The 13,908-nt window shown below is 69.0% G+C and carries 17 protein-coding genes; 11 read left to right on the top strand and 6 right to left on the bottom strand.

The genetic code is table 11. The features are described from left to right. Window positions 1–14: 14 nt before the first annotated feature. Together pspM and ON26_RS33870 are read left to right on the top strand one after the other, a co-directional pair. Window positions 15–872, top strand: a complete 858-nt coding sequence (pspM, locus tag ON26_RS17830) for a phage shock envelope stress response protein PspM (RefSeq protein WP_051027189.1) — start codon at window positions 15–17, stop codon at window positions 870–872. Between the two features lie 124 nt (window positions 873–996). Continuing rightward, window positions 997–1,170, top strand: a complete 174-nt coding sequence (locus ON26_RS33870; protein WP_040797304.1) for a hypothetical protein — start codon at window positions 997–999, stop codon at window positions 1,168–1,170. A 6-nt stretch (window positions 1,171–1,176) separates the two neighbouring features. Here the strand turns inward: ON26_RS33870 and ON26_RS17820 are convergent, their stop codons facing one another. Continuing rightward, on the bottom strand, window positions 1,177–1,764 hold the full coding sequence (locus ON26_RS17820) for a peptidylprolyl isomerase (RefSeq protein WP_245545899.1): 588 nt from the start codon (window positions 1,762–1,764) through the stop codon (window positions 1,177–1,179). A gap of 61 nt (window positions 1,765–1,825) precedes the next feature. Between ON26_RS17820 and ON26_RS17815 the strand changes: the two genes are divergently transcribed. From ON26_RS17815 to ON26_RS17805, 3 genes are all read left to right on the top strand, one after another. Continuing rightward, window positions 1,826–2,533, top strand: coding sequence for a PIG-L deacetylase family protein (locus ON26_RS17815; protein ID WP_040797303.1), 708 nt, complete (start codon window positions 1,826–1,828; stop codon window positions 2,531–2,533). Window positions 2,534–2,599: 66 nt separating this feature from the next. Further along, the gene (locus tag ON26_RS17810; protein ID WP_040797302.1) at window positions 2,600–3,763 is read left to right on the top strand and encodes a glycosyltransferase; all 1,164 of its coding nucleotides are present in this window, start codon (window positions 2,600–2,602) and stop codon (window positions 3,761–3,763) included. A 70-nt stretch (window positions 3,764–3,833) separates the two neighbouring features. Continuing rightward, the gene (locus tag ON26_RS17805; protein ID WP_040797301.1) at window positions 3,834–4,028 is read left to right on the top strand and encodes a DUF3046 domain-containing protein; all 195 of its coding nucleotides are present in this window, start codon (window positions 3,834–3,836) and stop codon (window positions 4,026–4,028) included. 46 nt (window positions 4,029–4,074) lie between these two features. On the opposite strand, the gene ON26_RS17800 is transcribed toward ON26_RS17805, so the two are convergent. Further along, the gene (locus tag ON26_RS17800) at window positions 4,075–4,605 is read right to left on the bottom strand and encodes a CGNR zinc finger domain-containing protein (RefSeq protein WP_040797300.1); all 531 of its coding nucleotides are present in this window, start codon (window positions 4,603–4,605) and stop codon (window positions 4,075–4,077) included. Between the two features lie 154 nt (window positions 4,606–4,759). On the opposite strand from ON26_RS17800, the gene ON26_RS17795 reads away from it, so the two are divergent. The 5 genes from ON26_RS17795 (at window position 4,760) to recX (ending at window position 8,747) form a co-directional block, all read left to right on the top strand. Then, entirely contained in the window at window positions 4,760–5,221 is a 462-nt protein-coding gene (locus ON26_RS17795) for a VOC family protein (protein WP_040797299.1), read from the top strand. A 53-nt stretch (window positions 5,222–5,274) separates the two neighbouring features. Further along, window positions 5,275–6,117, top strand: coding sequence for a pyridoxamine 5'-phosphate oxidase family protein (locus ON26_RS17790; RefSeq protein WP_051027188.1), 843 nt, complete (start codon window positions 5,275–5,277; stop codon window positions 6,115–6,117). Window positions 6,118–6,176: 59 nt separating this feature from the next. Continuing rightward, entirely contained in the window at window positions 6,177–6,629 is a 453-nt protein-coding gene (locus ON26_RS17785) for a nuclear transport factor 2 family protein (protein WP_040797297.1), read from the top strand. A gap of 191 nt (window positions 6,630–6,820) precedes the next feature. After that, on the top strand, window positions 6,821–7,864 hold the full coding sequence (gene recA / locus ON26_RS17780) for a recombinase RecA (RefSeq protein WP_040797296.1): 1,044 nt from the start codon (window positions 6,821–6,823) through the stop codon (window positions 7,862–7,864). 310 nt (window positions 7,865–8,174) lie between these two features. Next, the gene (gene recX / locus ON26_RS17775) at window positions 8,175–8,747 is read left to right on the top strand and encodes a recombination regulator RecX (protein WP_083884178.1); all 573 of its coding nucleotides are present in this window, start codon (window positions 8,175–8,177) and stop codon (window positions 8,745–8,747) included. 48 nt (window positions 8,748–8,795) lie between these two features. Here recX and ON26_RS17770 read toward each other — a convergent pair whose 3' ends face one another. The 4 genes from ON26_RS17770 to ON26_RS17755 form a co-directional block, all read right to left on the bottom strand. After that, a complete protein-coding gene (locus tag ON26_RS17770) occupies window positions 8,796–9,692 on the bottom strand; it encodes an amino acid ABC transporter permease (RefSeq protein WP_040797295.1) in 897 nt (298 codons plus the stop codon). Beyond that, window positions 9,689–10,360, bottom strand: coding sequence for an amino acid ABC transporter permease (locus ON26_RS17765; RefSeq protein WP_040797294.1), 672 nt, complete (start codon window positions 10,358–10,360; stop codon window positions 9,689–9,691). Before ON26_RS17765 ends, ON26_RS17770 begins: the two co-directional genes overlap by 4 nt. A gap of 86 nt (window positions 10,361–10,446) precedes the next feature. After that, window positions 10,447–11,280 (bottom strand): glutamate ABC transporter substrate-binding protein, encoded by an 834-nt coding sequence (locus tag ON26_RS17760; RefSeq protein WP_040797293.1) that lies wholly within the window; start codon window positions 11,278–11,280, stop codon window positions 10,447–10,449. A 53-nt stretch (window positions 11,281–11,333) separates the two neighbouring features. After that, entirely contained in the window at window positions 11,334–12,062 is a 729-nt protein-coding gene (locus ON26_RS17755; protein WP_040797351.1) for an amino acid ABC transporter ATP-binding protein, read from the bottom strand. A 274-nt stretch (window positions 12,063–12,336) separates the two neighbouring features. Between ON26_RS17755 and miaB the strand changes: the two genes are divergently transcribed. Continuing rightward, the gene (gene miaB, locus ON26_RS17750) at window positions 12,337–13,848 is read left to right on the top strand and encodes a tRNA (N6-isopentenyl adenosine(37)-C2)-methylthiotransferase MiaB (RefSeq protein WP_373280949.1); all 1,512 of its coding nucleotides are present in this window, start codon (window positions 12,337–12,339) and stop codon (window positions 13,846–13,848) included. Window positions 13,849–13,908 lie beyond the last annotated feature (60 nt).

Below are 13,908 nucleotides of genomic sequence, written 5' to 3'. Positions count from 1 at the left end.
TGTGAAGGAAGCACATGAGCCGCAAGCGAATTCCGGCCGGATACGCTCCGGCCGAGTACGCGCACGCACCGTACGGCACGCCGCCGCAGGCTGCCCTGCCGGACACCCTGCGCGACATGGGCGAACAGGCCCTGGGCGCGGTGCGCCGCTGGGCCGATCCGAGGGAACGTGAACTGCGCAAGCGGCGCCGGGTCCGCAGGCGCAGTGTGCACCTGAGTACCGTCTCCGGGATCACCACGGTCGGCCTGGTCGGCCTCGTTGTCGTCTCCGCGCCCGCCTGGGCGGTCGTCGCACTCGGCGGCGGTGCGGCTGTCGCGGTCACCGGCGCCGCCTACAACACCCGCCGTTATCTGCAGATGCGGCATATTCCGTTGCCGCCGCCCCGATTCCAGCCCCGGCGGCAACCCCCCTTGCGCTCGGCGGCCCGTGCTCCGATCGCCCGGCTGGTCCGGGCGGAACGAGCGATGCACGGCGTGACCGCCCAGATCGGCGCGGGTCGCAGACTCCCGCCCGCCGAACTCACCGAGATGGCCCAGACCGCCGCGGCAGGCGCCGCCGCGCTGCACGCGCTCGCCGCCGACATCGTGCAGATGGAACAGGCGCTCGAGGTCATCGGCCGGGCGGACCGGCGCAGCGCCGCCGCACTGGCCGAGACGGTGCGCGCCGCCCTGGCCAGGCTCGAACACGGCGTCGGCGAATACGAGCAGGTTCTCGCCGCGGCCGGCCACGTGCTGGCGGTTCCGGAGAACTCGGTGGTCGACTATCGGTTCCAGACCATCGTCGGGGAATTGCGCGACGCAGCCGACCGGCTGGACGGCTGGGCTCAGGCGCTGACCGAGATGGCCGATGGGCCGACCATGCGCCTCGACTAGGGGTGAACCCTGATTTCCACCCGGATATCCCGCCTGACCTGCTGATTTCCTGCTCCACGGCTGCCAGTGTGGAAGGTACCGGATCGTCGGACGACGACCGGACAAGACCTCCGGGAGGCTGGAAATGCTGTGGAAGATCATCGGTGTCGTGGCGATCGTCTGGATCGCGCTGGCGATCATCGGCGCGCTGATCGAAGGGCTGTTCCCGGTCCTGGTGGTCGGCGCCCTCGTCTTCGGCGCCTATCTGCTGTTCAAGGCGGTGTCCGGGAACGACCGGAGCACCGCAGGCAAGCTCTGACCGGGCTCAGAGCTGACCGCTGTCGGTGATCGTCACCGGCAGGTAGGTCGTGCCGTCCTCGGTGCCGACCTGCTCGACGGTCCGGACCACCTCGAGACCCTCGATCACCGAGCCGAAGACCACGTGCTTGCCGTCGAGCCAGGGCGTGGCGTCGAGGGTGATGAAGAACTGGGAGCCGTTGGTGTCCGGTCCACGGTTGGCCATGCTGACCACGCCCGCCCTGTCGTGGGTCAGCTCGAAGTTCTCGTCCGGGAAGGACGGGCCGTAGATGCTGGTGCCCCCGGTACCGTCGCCGTTGGTGAAATCCCCGCCCTGGGCCATGAATCCAGGGATCACCCGGTGCAGCGAGGAGCCCCGGTACCCGAAACCCTGTTCGCCCGTGGCCAGTGCGCGGAAGTTCTCGGCGGTGCGCGGCGCCACATCCGAGCGCAGTTCGATCACCACGCGGCCCACGGGGGCGTTGCCGATGGCGAGGTCGAGATAGACCCGGGGCAGTGCGTCGGCGTGCGCGTGTGGCGCGGTCAGCGGGCCCGGCGCGAAGACGGTGAACAACGCCAGCGCGAGGACAGCCACGGCACGTGTGAGCTTCATCATGCGCATGTGTCTACATGATGAACTGTGCAGTTGCTCACCGGGGCGGTGTTCAATGGGGCCCATGGAGCAGATACCCGAGGACTGGCACCGCGGCCTGGTGATCGTCGCTCACCCCGACGACATCGAGTACGGTGTGGCGGCCGCGGTCGCGAGGTGGACAGCGCAGGGCAAGGACATCCGGTACGTGCTGGTGACCAGCGGAGAGGCAGGCATCGCCGGTCTGCCGCCCGCGGAATCGGGGCCGTTGCGCGAACGCGAGCAGCTCGCCTCCGCGGCCGTCGTCGGGGTGAACGAGGTCGAGTTCCTCGGCTATCCGGACGGGCGTATCGAAGCGAATCTCGCACTGCGACAGGATCTGGCCGCCGCCATCCGCAGGCACCGCCCGGAGATGGTGCTGCTGCTGAACTTCGACGACACCTGGGCCTCGGGGTACCTCAACAGCGCCGATCACCGGGCGGTCGGTCGCGCCGGTCTGGACGCGGTCGCCGACGCCGCCAACGAGTGGATCTTCCCCGACATCGCCGACCTGGAACCGTGGCACGCGCGCTGGGCGGCGGTCACCGGGCCGAATCCCACACACGCGGTCGATGTGACCGAAACGGTCGACCGGGCGGTGCTCTCGCTGGCGGCGCATCGGCGCTATCTGGAAGTGCTGAGCCCGGAACCGGTGGAGCAGCAGGCCCGCGCCGTCGTCGACATGGCCACCGCCCCGATCGCGGGTTTCCCCGCCGAGCGGGCGGTGGGGGTGCGGCTGTACTTCTTCTCGTGAGGGGTCCGGTGGACAGCGCGAGGGGTATGCCCCGTACCGAGGCCCGCGGTGTGGCAGGCTGAGCCGATGCGTGTTGCGGTCGTCGCCGGTCCGGATCCCGGCCATGCGTTCCCTGCGCTCGCACTGTGCGAGCGATTCCTCGCCGCGGGTGACGATCCGGTGCTGTTCACCGGCCCACGCTGGTTCGATACGGCCAGGAACGCCGGGATTCCGGTACGCCGCCTGAAAGGGTTGGCGCCCAGGACGATCGATGACGACACCGACGCCGGACAGCGCATCCACGAGCGCGCCGCGCACATCTCCACCGAGATCCTGCCCGACCTCGGCGCCATGTTGCCGGAACTGGTTGTCGCCGATGTGCTCACCGCGGGCGGCGGAATGGCCGCCGAACGGCTCGGCGTGCCCTGGGTGGAACTTTCGCCGCATCCGCTGTATCTGCCGTCGAAAGGCTTGCCTCCCATCGGAAGCGGACTCGCGGTCGGCGAGGGCGTGCGCGGCCGGCTGCGGGATTCGGTGCTGCGCGCGATGACCGATCGCGCCGTGCGCAAGGGCGAGCAGCAGCGCTCGCGTGCCCGCGAGAGCGTCGGGCTACCCGCCGTCGACCCGGGACCGGCGATGCGCCTGCTGGCGACGCTGCCCGCGCTGGAGGTGCCGCGTCCGGACTGGCCGGACAACGCCCACCTGGTCGGGCCGTTGCTGTGGGAGCCGACCGACGACGTGCTCGAACTGCCGCCGGGCGACGATCCGCTGGTGATGGTCGCTCCGTCCACCGCGCACACCGGCGTCGAGGGCATGGCCGAAACCGTGCTGCGCGCGCTCGACGGCGCGGGTGTGCGGGTGGCGATATCGATGCTCGACACCCCGCCCGGCGACCTGCCGTCCTGGGCCACCGCGGGCCTCGGCAGGCAGGACGAACTGCTGCGACACGCGGCGGTGGTCGTCGGCGGCGGCGGGCACGGCCTGCTTGCCAAGACGCTGCTCGCCGGCGTCCCCATCGTCACCGTGCCCGGCGGGGGGGATCAGTGGGAGCTGGCCAATCGCGCGGCGCGCCACGGCAGTTCGATCGTCGTCCGGCCGCTGACCGCCGAAGCGGTGCGCGCCGCCGTGCGGGAGATGCTCGATCAGCCGCGCTACACCGCGGCCGCGGGGGCAGCCTCCACGGGTGCCGCCGAGGTCGAGGATCCGGTCGCACTCTGCCGCCGAGTGCTCGATCGAGTGCGCACCCGCTGACCGCGGGGGCTCGGGCGCCGAGCCGCAGGGCACGGTGCGGGCGCGTATCCGCGCGAGTATCTTCGGGACGATGCGGTTGACGGAGTTCCAGGAACTGTTGCACACCGAGTTCGGCAGTGTACGAGGCGACGCCCTGCTCGCCGACCACACCATTCTGGCCCTCGGCGGCCGTACCGGAGCGCAGGCTATCGAGGCGGGCATCGATCCGCGCGAGGTGTGGCGGGCGCTGTGCGCGGAGTTCGACGTCCCCAGGTCTCGTTGGTGAACGACCGGCTCGCTTCTACCCGGCTGTCGCGGGGTGCTCGGCAGTCTCAGGATTTCTTGGCGTAGTGCCGCGCGGCTTTGGCCCGATTGCCGCATGTGGACATCGAATGCCACCGCCGCGTGCCGTTCTTCGAGGTGTCGTAGAAGAACAGAACGCACTGGTCGTGGGCGCACTGACGGATCCGGTCCGGCGCCTCGGCGAGTAGCTCGAGCAGGTTCTCCGCCGCGAGCCAGCCGGGCAACCAGGCCGCCGTGGCGACCTCGGGTTCGGCGACCGGGCCACGGGCGCGCAGTGCCCGCCGGATCCGCCCATGATCGAGGACGGCGTTGAGACCGGCGTGGGTCCGTGTCTCGTGCATGCCCGAGACGACCACGTCGTAGATGGCCGCGCGCGCTTCCAGCAGCGCCGCCAGTGTCGGCTCGTCGGCCGTGGCCCGATCGGCGAGCCCGGCCGAGACCAGCCAGATCCCCAAACCGGTCACATCGGTGAGCAGATCCTGCGGACCGTTGTCCACCCATCGGGTGTTGAGCAGGTCGAGTGCCAGCGGTTCACCGAGGTGCGGGCGCGGATCGGGCATGCCCGAGGGTATCGAGCCACTGTCTGTCCGCATCATTGTCACCACCTCTATAACCACTTAAACACGTTTAGGGGGTTGACACTGCGTGCGCGCCGGCCGTACGGTTCTAACCGTTGAAATCGCAAAAGGCGGTTGCAAATTTCAGGAGGACGCAATGACCACGGTGGCCGCTCCCGCGCTCACGACCGGACATATCGGATTGAACGTCTCGGACATCGATCGTTCCGCCGAGTTCTACCGGCGCGCATTCGGTTTCGAACAGCTGGCGAACGGCGGGGAGGGCGGCACCCGCTTCGTGTTCCTCGGCGCGGACGGCAGGCTGGTGCTGACGCTCTGGGCGCAGTCCGACGGTGAGTTCTCCACCCGTACGCCGGGCCTGCACCATCTGTCCTTCCAGGTGGACGACATGGAGCAGGTGCGCGCGGTCGAGGCGACGCTGCGGGAGCTCGGCGTGGCCCTGGTGCACGACGGGGTGGTGGCGCACGGCGAAGGTGCGTCCTCGGGCGGCGTCTTCTTCACCGATCCCGACGGCATCCGGCTGGAGGTCTACGCGCCCGCCGGCGCCGAAGCCGCTCCCGCACCCCACGGTGCCGCGCCCACCTGCGGCTTCTTCTGAGGCAGGCGGTCGTGGGGCCCTTCCATCCCGGTGAGCTCGCCGTCCAGCGACGGATGGGGCAGGACGGCATCGCGGTCAAGGTCGGCCGGACCATTCGCACCGGCGTTCCGTCCGTGGCGGCCGATTTCCTGGCCGCACAGCCGATGGCGGTCCTGGCCGCCGCCGACGGCGACGGCAGGCTGTGGGCGAGCGCGCTGACCGGGACGCCCGGCTTCCTCCGGGTGACCGGTGACACCTCGATCGTCGTCGCCGCTCGTCCGGACGCCGGTGATCCGCTCGCCGCGGCGCTGTCCGCGCCCACCCGTGTCGGCATGATCGCGCTGCAGCCGGCCAAGCGCAGGCGGATGCGGGTCAACGGCAGGTCCGTTCCCGTCGGGGAGGGCCTCGCGATCACCACCGAGCAGGTCTACTCGAACTGCCCGAAGTACATCGCCCGCCGTGAACCGGTGGCACACGCGCTGGACCACATCGCGGGCGAGCCGCGCCGGGGAACGGCACTCGACCCGGCTCAGCAGGCGGCGGTGGCGGCGGCCGACACCTTCTTCATCGGTACCGCGGACAGCGACGGCAATGCCGATGCCTCGCACCGCGGCGGGAATCCGGGCTTCCTGCGCGTGCTGTCGCCGACCCGGCTGCGCTGGCCGGATTACCGGGGCAACTCGATGTTCATGACGCTCGGCAATCTCGTCGCCCAGCCGCGCTGTGGATTGCTCATCCCGGACTGGGCCACCGGCGGTGCGCTGCAGATCACCGGAACGGCCGAAACGAACTGGGATCCGGCGACATTCGCGCCGGGCGCGCAATGCTCGATCGATTTCACCGTCGACGAGGTGCTGGAGCGGCCGGACGGCCCGCTGCGCTGGGGCGCGGCCGAACTGTCGCCGGTCAATCCCTGACCGGGCCGATCACCTTGTTCACGCTGTATTCACGACGTGTCTCCACCGAGAGGATTCCTATGCGACCACCGCTACCCCCGTTCGACCGCGCGACCGCGGCGGAGAAGGTGCGTGCCGCCGAGCACGCTTGGAATACCCGCGATCCCGAACGGGTCGCCGCCGCGTACACCGAGGACTCGGTATGGCGCAACCGCGACGAGTACTTCATCGGCCGGGCGGCCATCGTCGACTTCCTCACCAGGAAGTGGGAGAAGGAGAACGGCTACGCGCTGCGTAAAGAGTTGTGGGCCTTCGACGGAAATCGCATCGCGGTGCGGTTCCAGTACGAATGGCACGACGAGTCGGGCGCCTGGTGGCGCAGCTACGGCAACGAGCAGTGGGAGTTCGCCCCGGACGGCCTCATGTCGCGCCGGGAGGCGAGCATCAACGACGTGGCCATCGCCGAGGCCGACCGGCGGATCTTCGGGCCGAGGGGACCCGAAGAGGACGATGCCCCGCTGCCGCAATGGTAGGTCCGGCGTTCCCTCGGCCCCGGTGAGCCGGTGATCGCCGGGCCGTTCGGGAGGTGACCCGATCGGTCCGGCGAGTCACTTGGACTCGAACACGTGTTCGTCTAGGCTCGGCGTCAGAACTTGTCGGTGCCGCCCTCTACTGTGGGCGCCAACCAGGACAACAGACCTACCCGTGGAAAAGGGGACAGGACATGGCACCACAGGCCTACGATCGCGACAAGGCCCTCGAGCTCGCCCTCGCGCAGGTCGAGAAGAGCTTCGGCAAGGGTGCGGTGATGCGCCTCGGCGAGGAGGCTCGCCAGCCCATCTCGGTGATCCCGACGGGTTCCATCGCCCTGGACGTGGCGCTCGGTATCGGCGGCCTGCCGCGCGGTCGCGTCGTCGAGATCTACGGCCCGGAGTCCTCGGGTAAGACCACCGTCGCCCTGCACGCGGTGGCCAACGCGCAGGCCGCGGGCGGCGTGGCGGCGTTCATCGACGCCGAGCACGCGCTTGACCCCGACTACGCCCGCAAGCTGGGCGTGGACACCGACGCGCTGCTGGTCTCCCAGCCCGACACCGGTGAGCAGGCGCTCGAGATCGCCGACATGCTGGTCCGCTCCGGCGCCATCGACATCATCGTCATCGACTCGGTGGCCGCCCTGGTGCCGCGCGCCGAGATCGAGGGCGAGATGGGCGACAGCCACGTCGGCCTGCAGGCCCGCCTGATGAGCCAGGCGCTGCGCAAGATGACCAGCGCGCTCAACAACTCCGGCACCACCGCCATCTTCATCAACCAGCTGCGCGAGAAGATCGGCGTCATGTTCGGCTCGCCGGAGACCACCACCGGCGGTAAGGCGCTGAAGTTCTACGCCTCCGTGCGCCTGGACGTGCGCCGCATCGAGACCCTCAAGGACGGCAGCGACGCGGTCGGCAACCGCACCCGCGTCAAGGTCGTCAAGAACAAGGTCTCCCCGCCCTTCAAGCAGGCCGAGTTCGACATCCTCTACGGGCACGGCATCTCCAAGGAGGGCTCGCTCATCGACATGGGTGTCGAGCACGGCTTCATCCGCAAGTCCGGCTCCTGGTACACCTACGAGGGCGATCAGCTGGGACAGGGCAAGGAGAATGCCCGCAAGTTCCTGCTGGAGAACACCGACGTCCGCGACGAGATCGAGAAGAAGATCAAGGAGAAGCTCGGTATCGGCGCCGACCTGACCGCCGAGTCCGCAGCCGAGGTGCCCGCCGATTTCTGAGCCGGTCGCCGGCAGGCACGGTGCATCGGATCGTTCCGCCGGACAGCGGGCTGATCCGGTGGACGACATGCGCCGCCGGTTGCACGAACTCCTCGCCGACGCCGGCCGCTCCGGGACCGACACCGCAGCGGACCGGCGGCGTGCGGGGGAGGAACCAGTCCCGTGGGCCGAAGGTGGTTCGGCCGACGCGGACCGCCAGGGAGCCCGGTCGAGCGCGCCCGATCCGCAGCGGGCACGCTCGACCGGGTCCACCCGCCGAGAGAGTTCCCGGTCGGCGCGCGCTGGTCGTGCGGCTCGCCGGGCGGATCCGGTGGCGGCCGGATCCGAGTGGGATGCGCGGGAGACGGAGGCGGGCGAGAGCCGGTCGACGCCGGGGCGCACCCCGCACGGTGGGACGGTCGAGCAGGCGAAGGACGCGTGCCTCCGCCTGCTCGCCGTCCGTGCCCGCAGCCGTGCCGAACTGGCGCAGCGGCTGGCAGCCAAGGGCTACACCGCCGAGGTCGCCGAGGCCGCGCTGGCACGTCTCGCCGAAGTGGGCCTCGTCGACGACGCCGCCTTCGCCGAGCAGTGGGTCACCGCCCGCCACACCTTCTCCGGCAAGGGCAAGCAGGCGCTGGCGCAGGAATTGCGCCGCAAAGGAGTCGCCGCCGAGGATTCGGCCGCGGCGCTGTCCGCGGTGAGCGATGACGACGAGCACGCCCGGGCCACCGAACTGGTCCGCCGGAAACTGCGCTCCATGCCGCGAAACCTGGAGCACGACAAGATACTTCGTCGTCTGGTCGGCATGCTCGCGCGCCGCGGCTACAACAGCTCGACGGCCTTCGCGGTGGTGAAGGCCGAACTGGGTGTCCTCGAGGCCGACGGAGCCGATCACGAGGACTGACCGGATGCCGTGCGGCGGCGCGGATCTGTCGACCCGCGCCGCCTCCGGTTACTTCTTCAGGTCCATCCCCGGTGCGGCGTCGGTCATGATCGACTCCGGCGCCAGCGCGGCGCCGGTGCCCTTGCCCTTCTTCCGTGCCCGCAGCCGCTTCTCCACGGCGGTCGCGACGACCGTGAGCGCGCTGTTGAGGGCGATCATGATGAGCGCGACGACGAGCAGGGCGGGAACGGTGTTGCTCTCGGCCGCGCCGAGCTGCTGGCCGGAGCGCACGATCTCGACATAGGTGATCTGGTAGCCGAGGGCGGTGTCCTTGAGCGCCACCACCATCTGCGAGATCAGGGCGGGCAGCATGGCGGTGATCGCCTGCGGCAGCAGGATCAGCCGCATCAGCTGGTTCTTGCGCATGCCCACCGCGAGCGCCGCCTCGGTCTGCCCGCGCGGCAGCGAGCGGATGCCCGCCCGCACGATCTCGGCGATGACCGAGCCGTTGTAGATGGTCAGTGCGGTGACGACCGCGGCCAGCGCCAGATCGTCGGACTTGAACAGGTTGTATTCGCTGAACAGCGCGAACAAGAAGATCATCAGGATCAGCACCGGGATGGCGCGGGCGAACTCCACGATCGTCCCCGCGACTATCCGCACCGAGCGGTGCTCGGACAGGCGCAGGATGCCGAAGATCATGCCGAGGACCATCGCGAACACGATGGACAGCGCCGCCGCGACGATGGTGCCCCGCAAGCCGGGCAGCAGATAGGTCGTCCAGACCTCCTGCTCCAGGAACGGCTTCCATTTCGCGGCCTCGAACTGGCCTTTGTCCGCGAAGGCCCCGTACAGGTAGTAGCCTGCGGCGACGATCGCGAGGGCGACCAGGACCGAGAAGGCGTGGTTGCGGATCCGCGCCCGGGGGCCGGGCGCGTCGAAGAGAACGGAAGCGCCTGAGCTCATCGGGACACCTCGTATCGTTTCGCGAGCCAGCCGAAGAACAGACCCGTCGGCAGAGTGATCAGGACGAAGCCGAAGGCGAAGATCGCGCCGATGGCCAGCAGGGCCGCTTCGTTCTCGATCATCTCGGCCATCAGGTGCGCGGCTTCGGCGACGCCGATGGCCGCGGCGATGGTGGAGTTCTTGGTCAGGGCGATCAGTACGCTGCCCAGCGGGGCGATCACCGCCCGGAACGCCTGCGGCAACACCACCAGCCGCAGGTTCTGGGCGAATCCGAAGCCGAGCGAGCGCCCCGCCTCGGACTGGCCGAGCGGCACGGTGTTGATGCCCGACCGCAGCGACTCGCACACGAACGCCGCGGTGTAGACGCTCAGACCGACGATCGCCCACCGGTAGTTGTTGTCGACGATGGAGTCGCCCGCCAGCGTCCAGCCCAGTGCCGAATACAGGCCGAGCGAACAGAACACGATGATCAGGGTCAGCGGGGTGTTGCGGAAGATCGTGACGTAGGCGGTGCCCAGCCAGCGCGCGACCGGGATCGGGGACACGCGCATCGCGGCGACGATCGTGCCGAGCAGCAGCGCGCCGATCGCCGAGAAGAAGGTCAGTTTGATCGTGACCCAGAACGCTTCGAGGATCTGGGTGTCGTATTCCGAGATCAGGTCGAACACGGCCGGCGCGTCCCTCCCATCGGTGTGTGGTGGTCGAGCGGGTGCGGGGCGGCCCGCGTCGGCGGACCGCCCCGCTCAGCCCCGGCTCAGTAGCGGTCGACCTGCGGTGCGGGTGACGGGGTGAAGTCTGCGGCGCCCACGTTCTCCTTCAGTGCGGCCTCCCACGCACCCGAGGAGATCATCTCCTCGAGCGCGTCGTTGATCTGGTCGCGGGCCTCCTGGTCGCCCTTGGCCAAGCCGATGCCGTAGTTCTCGGTGGTGAAGGTGTCGCCGACGACCTTGAGCTGGCCGGGGGACTGGGCGGCGAAACCCGCCAGGATGATGTCGTCGGTGGTCACCGCGTCGACCGAGCCGTTGCGCAGCGCCTCCACGCACAGCGAGTAGGTGTCGAACTCCTGCAGCTGAACTTCGTTGGCGTACTTGTCCTTGACGTTCTGCGCCGGGGTCGAGCCCTTCACCGAGCACAGCTTCTTGTTGCCGTTCAACGATTCCGGACCGGTGATGTCGGTGTTGTCGGCTCGCACCAGCAGCGACTGACCCGCGACATAGTAGGGACCCGCGAAGTCGACCTTCTCCTTGCGCTTGTCGTTGATGGAGTAGGTGGCGACGACGAAGTCGACCTGCCCGTTCTCGATCAGCGTCTCGCGCTGTGCCGACGGTGCTTCCTTGAAGGTGATGCCGTCGGGCTGCACGCCCAGCTTGCCCGCCACGTATTCCGCGACCGCCACGTCGAACCCGGTGTAGGTGCCGTCCTTGGTGCGCAATCCCAGACCCGGCTGGTCGTACTTGATGCCGATGGTGAGCTTGCCTTCCTTGGCATGGTCGAGGGCGCTGCCCTCGTCACCGCCGCCGCAGCCGGTGGCGGCCAGGGCCAGGGCGAGCGCCCCGACGCCGAAACGAAGTGCACGGGTGATCCTCATCGAGTTCCTAACTCCTTGTGTGATTTTCGCTGCCGTGGTCCGGGCGGGAAGGCTCAGTGGCTCAGAATCTTGCCCAGGAAGTCCTTGGCTCGTTCGGATTTCGGTGTGGTGAAGAAGGTTTCGGGGTCGGTGTCCTCGACGACGGAGCCGTCGGCCATGAACAGCACCCGGTCGCCCGCACGCCGGGCGAAGCCCATTTCGTGGGTGACGACCAGCATGGTCATGCCGTCCTTGGCCAGCGAGACCATCACATCGAGGACTTCGTTGACCATCTCCGGGTCGAGCGCGGAGGTCGGCTCGTCGAACAGCATGACCTTGGGGTCCATCGCCAGCGCGCGGGCGATGGCCACCCGCTGCTGCTGACCGCCGGACAGCTGGGCCGGATACTTGTCGGCCTGATCGGCGATGCCGACGCGCTCGAGCAGTTCCATCGCGCGGCTGCGCGCCTGTTCCTTCTTGACCCGCCGCACCTTCACCGGCGCGAGCATCACATTGTCGAGAATCGTCTTGTGCGCGAACAGATTGAACGACTGGAAGACCATGCCGACGTCGGCGCGCAGCGCGGCCAGGGCCTTGCCTTCCGAGGGCAGCGGAACACCGTCGACAGCGATGGCGCCGGAGTCGATCGGTTCGAGCCGGTTGATGGTCCGGCACAGGGTCGACTTTCCGGATCCGGACGGGCCGAGAACGATGACGACCTGGCCGCGGGAGACCTCCAGATTGATGTCACGCAGCACGTGGAGCTTGCCGAAGTGTTTGTCGACAGCGCGCATCGAGATCATCGGCGGAGTGGAAACCGCGGTGGCGGCCTCCGATTTCGGGTCGTCGCCGGTCGTGCCGGTCGGGGCGGCGGCATCGCTCATGGTCCTTGACCTTAAGGGGAAATCGACGATTTGCCCCGCTTTCCGCGACACGCCGTAGCGCCACGCCGCGCCGTCACTGCCTCGTAACGCCGGAGTGCAATCCTCGCCCGCCACGCCGGGCCTGCGCGGATGCCGTGTACGGCGACCGTGAACGGCCCCGTACCCTGGACCGGTGGAATCGATCGGACAGGTGATGAACGGAGAACGCAGTTACGAGATCCGCACCTTCGGCTGCCAGATGAACGTGCACGATTCCGAACGCTTGTCCGGCCTGCTCGAGGATGCGGGCTACGTCAAGGCCACGCCGGGGGCGACGGCCGATCTCGTGGTCTTCAATACCTGCGCGGTGCGTGAGAACGCCGACAACAAGCTCTACGGCACGCTCGGCCATCTCGCGCCGGTGAAGGCGGGCAGGCCGGGCATGCAGATCGCCGTCGGCGGCTGCCTCGCGCAGAAGGACCGCGACACCGTGGTGCGCAAGGCGCCGTGGGTGGATGTGGTGTTCGGCACGCACAACCTCGGCTCGCTGCCGGTGCTGCTCGAACGCGCCCGGCACAACGAAGAGGCCCAGGTCGAGATCCTCGAGTCGCTCGAGGCGTTCCCTTCGACGTTGCCCGCCAAGCGGGAATCCGCCTACGCGGGCTGGGTATCGATCTCGGTGGGCTGCAACAACACCTGCACCTTCTGCATCGTGCCCTCACTGCGTGGCAAGGAAGTCGACCGCAGGCCCGGCGACGTGCTCGCCGAGGTGCAGGCGCTCGTCGAGCAGGGCGTGCTCGAGGTGACACTGCTCGGCCAGAACGTCAATTCCTACGGCGCCTCCTTCGCAGATCCCGACGAACCGCGCGATCGCGGCGCGTTCGCCAAACTGCTGCGCGCCTGCGGGAGCATCGAAGGACTGGAACGGGTGCGCTTCACCTCGCCGCATCCGGCCGAGTTCACCGACGACGTGATCGAGGCGATGGCGCAGACGCCCAATATCTGCCCGCAGTTGCACATGCCGTTGCAGTCCGGCTCCGACCGGGTGCTCAAGGCCATGCGCCGCTCCTACCGCAAGGCCCGCTACCTGGGCATCATCGAGAAGGTGCGCGCGGCCATGCCGCATGCGGCCATCACCACCGACATCATCGTCGGCTTCCCCGGCGAGACCGAGGAGGACTTCCAGGAGACCCTGGACGTGGTGCGGCAGGCGCGGTTCACCAGCGCGTTCACCTTCCAGTACTCCAAGCGCCCCGGCACGCCTGCCGCCGAGATGCCCGATCAGTTGCCCAAGCAGGTGGTCCAGGAGCGCTACGACCGGCTCATCGCGCTGCAGGAGGAGATCTCGCTGGCGGCCAACCGGGAGTTGATCGGCAGCGAGGTCGAACTGCTGGTAGCCGAGGGGGCGGGCAAGAAGAATGCCGCCACCGCGCGGATGAGCGGCCGGGCGCGCGACGGCAGGCTGGTGCATTTCCGCCCGGGCGGAACCGCCGAGCCGATCCGCCCCGGCGATCTGGTGACCGTCGACATCACCGAGGCCGCGCCGCACCATCTGATCGCCGACTCCGAGATCAGGAATCACCGGCGCACCCGTGCCGGCGACGCGCACGAGCGCGGCGTCACCCCGAAGACCGCGCCGATCGGCGTCGGGCTCGGTCTGCCCCGGATCGGCGCACCCGCGCCGGAGCCGGTCATCGCGGGCTGCTCGACCGGGTGCGGCTCATGAGCGGGCCGGACCGGGACGACCGGGACGATCGCGACGAGGACGCCGACCCGGATACTACGT

Source organism: Nocardia higoensis NBRC 100133 (assembly GCF_000308595.1).
Taxonomy (GTDB): domain Bacteria; phylum Actinomycetota; class Actinomycetes; order Mycobacteriales; family Mycobacteriaceae; genus Nocardia; species Nocardia higoensis.
The sequence above is the reverse complement of the archived record's forward strand: the minus strand, read 5'-3'. Positions and strand labels throughout refer to the sequence as shown.

Coding starts and splice junctions, on each gene's coding strand:
- pspM (WP_051027189.1), top strand. CDS start 15: ATGAGCCGCAAGCGAATTCCGGCCGGATACGCTCCGGCCGAGTACGCG.
- ON26_RS33870 (WP_040797304.1), top strand. CDS start 997: ATGCTGTGGAAGATCATCGGTGTCGTGGCGATCGTCTGGATCGCGCTG.
- ON26_RS17820 (WP_245545899.1), bottom strand. CDS start 1,764: ATGATGAAGCTCACACGTGCCGTGGCTGTCCTCGCGCTGGCGTTGTTC.
- ON26_RS17815 (WP_040797303.1), top strand. CDS start 1,826: ATGGAGCAGATACCCGAGGACTGGCACCGCGGCCTGGTGATCGTCGCT.
- ON26_RS17810 (WP_040797302.1), top strand. CDS start 2,600: ATGCGTGTTGCGGTCGTCGCCGGTCCGGATCCCGGCCATGCGTTCCCT.
- ON26_RS17805 (WP_040797301.1), top strand. CDS start 3,834: ATGCGGTTGACGGAGTTCCAGGAACTGTTGCACACCGAGTTCGGCAGT.
- ON26_RS17800 (WP_040797300.1), bottom strand. CDS start 4,605: ATGCCCGATCCGCGCCCGCACCTCGGTGAACCGCTGGCACTCGACCTG.
- ON26_RS17795 (WP_040797299.1), top strand. CDS start 4,760: ATGACCACGGTGGCCGCTCCCGCGCTCACGACCGGACATATCGGATTG.
- ON26_RS17790 (WP_051027188.1), top strand. CDS start 5,275: ATGGGGCAGGACGGCATCGCGGTCAAGGTCGGCCGGACCATTCGCACC.
- ON26_RS17785 (WP_040797297.1), top strand. CDS start 6,177: ATGCGACCACCGCTACCCCCGTTCGACCGCGCGACCGCGGCGGAGAAG.
- recA (WP_040797296.1), top strand. CDS start 6,821: ATGGCACCACAGGCCTACGATCGCGACAAGGCCCTCGAGCTCGCCCTC.
- ON26_RS17770 (WP_040797295.1), bottom strand. CDS start 9,692: ATGAGCTCAGGCGCTTCCGTTCTCTTCGACGCGCCCGGCCCCCGGGCG.
- ON26_RS17760 (WP_040797293.1), bottom strand. CDS start 11,280: ATGAGGATCACCCGTGCACTTCGTTTCGGCGTCGGGGCGCTCGCCCTG.
- ON26_RS17755 (WP_040797351.1), bottom strand. CDS start 12,062: ATGATCTCGATGCGCGCTGTCGACAAACACTTCGGCAAGCTCCACGTG.
- miaB (WP_373280949.1), top strand. CDS start 12,337: ATGAACGGAGAACGCAGTTACGAGATCCGCACCTTCGGCTGCCAGATG.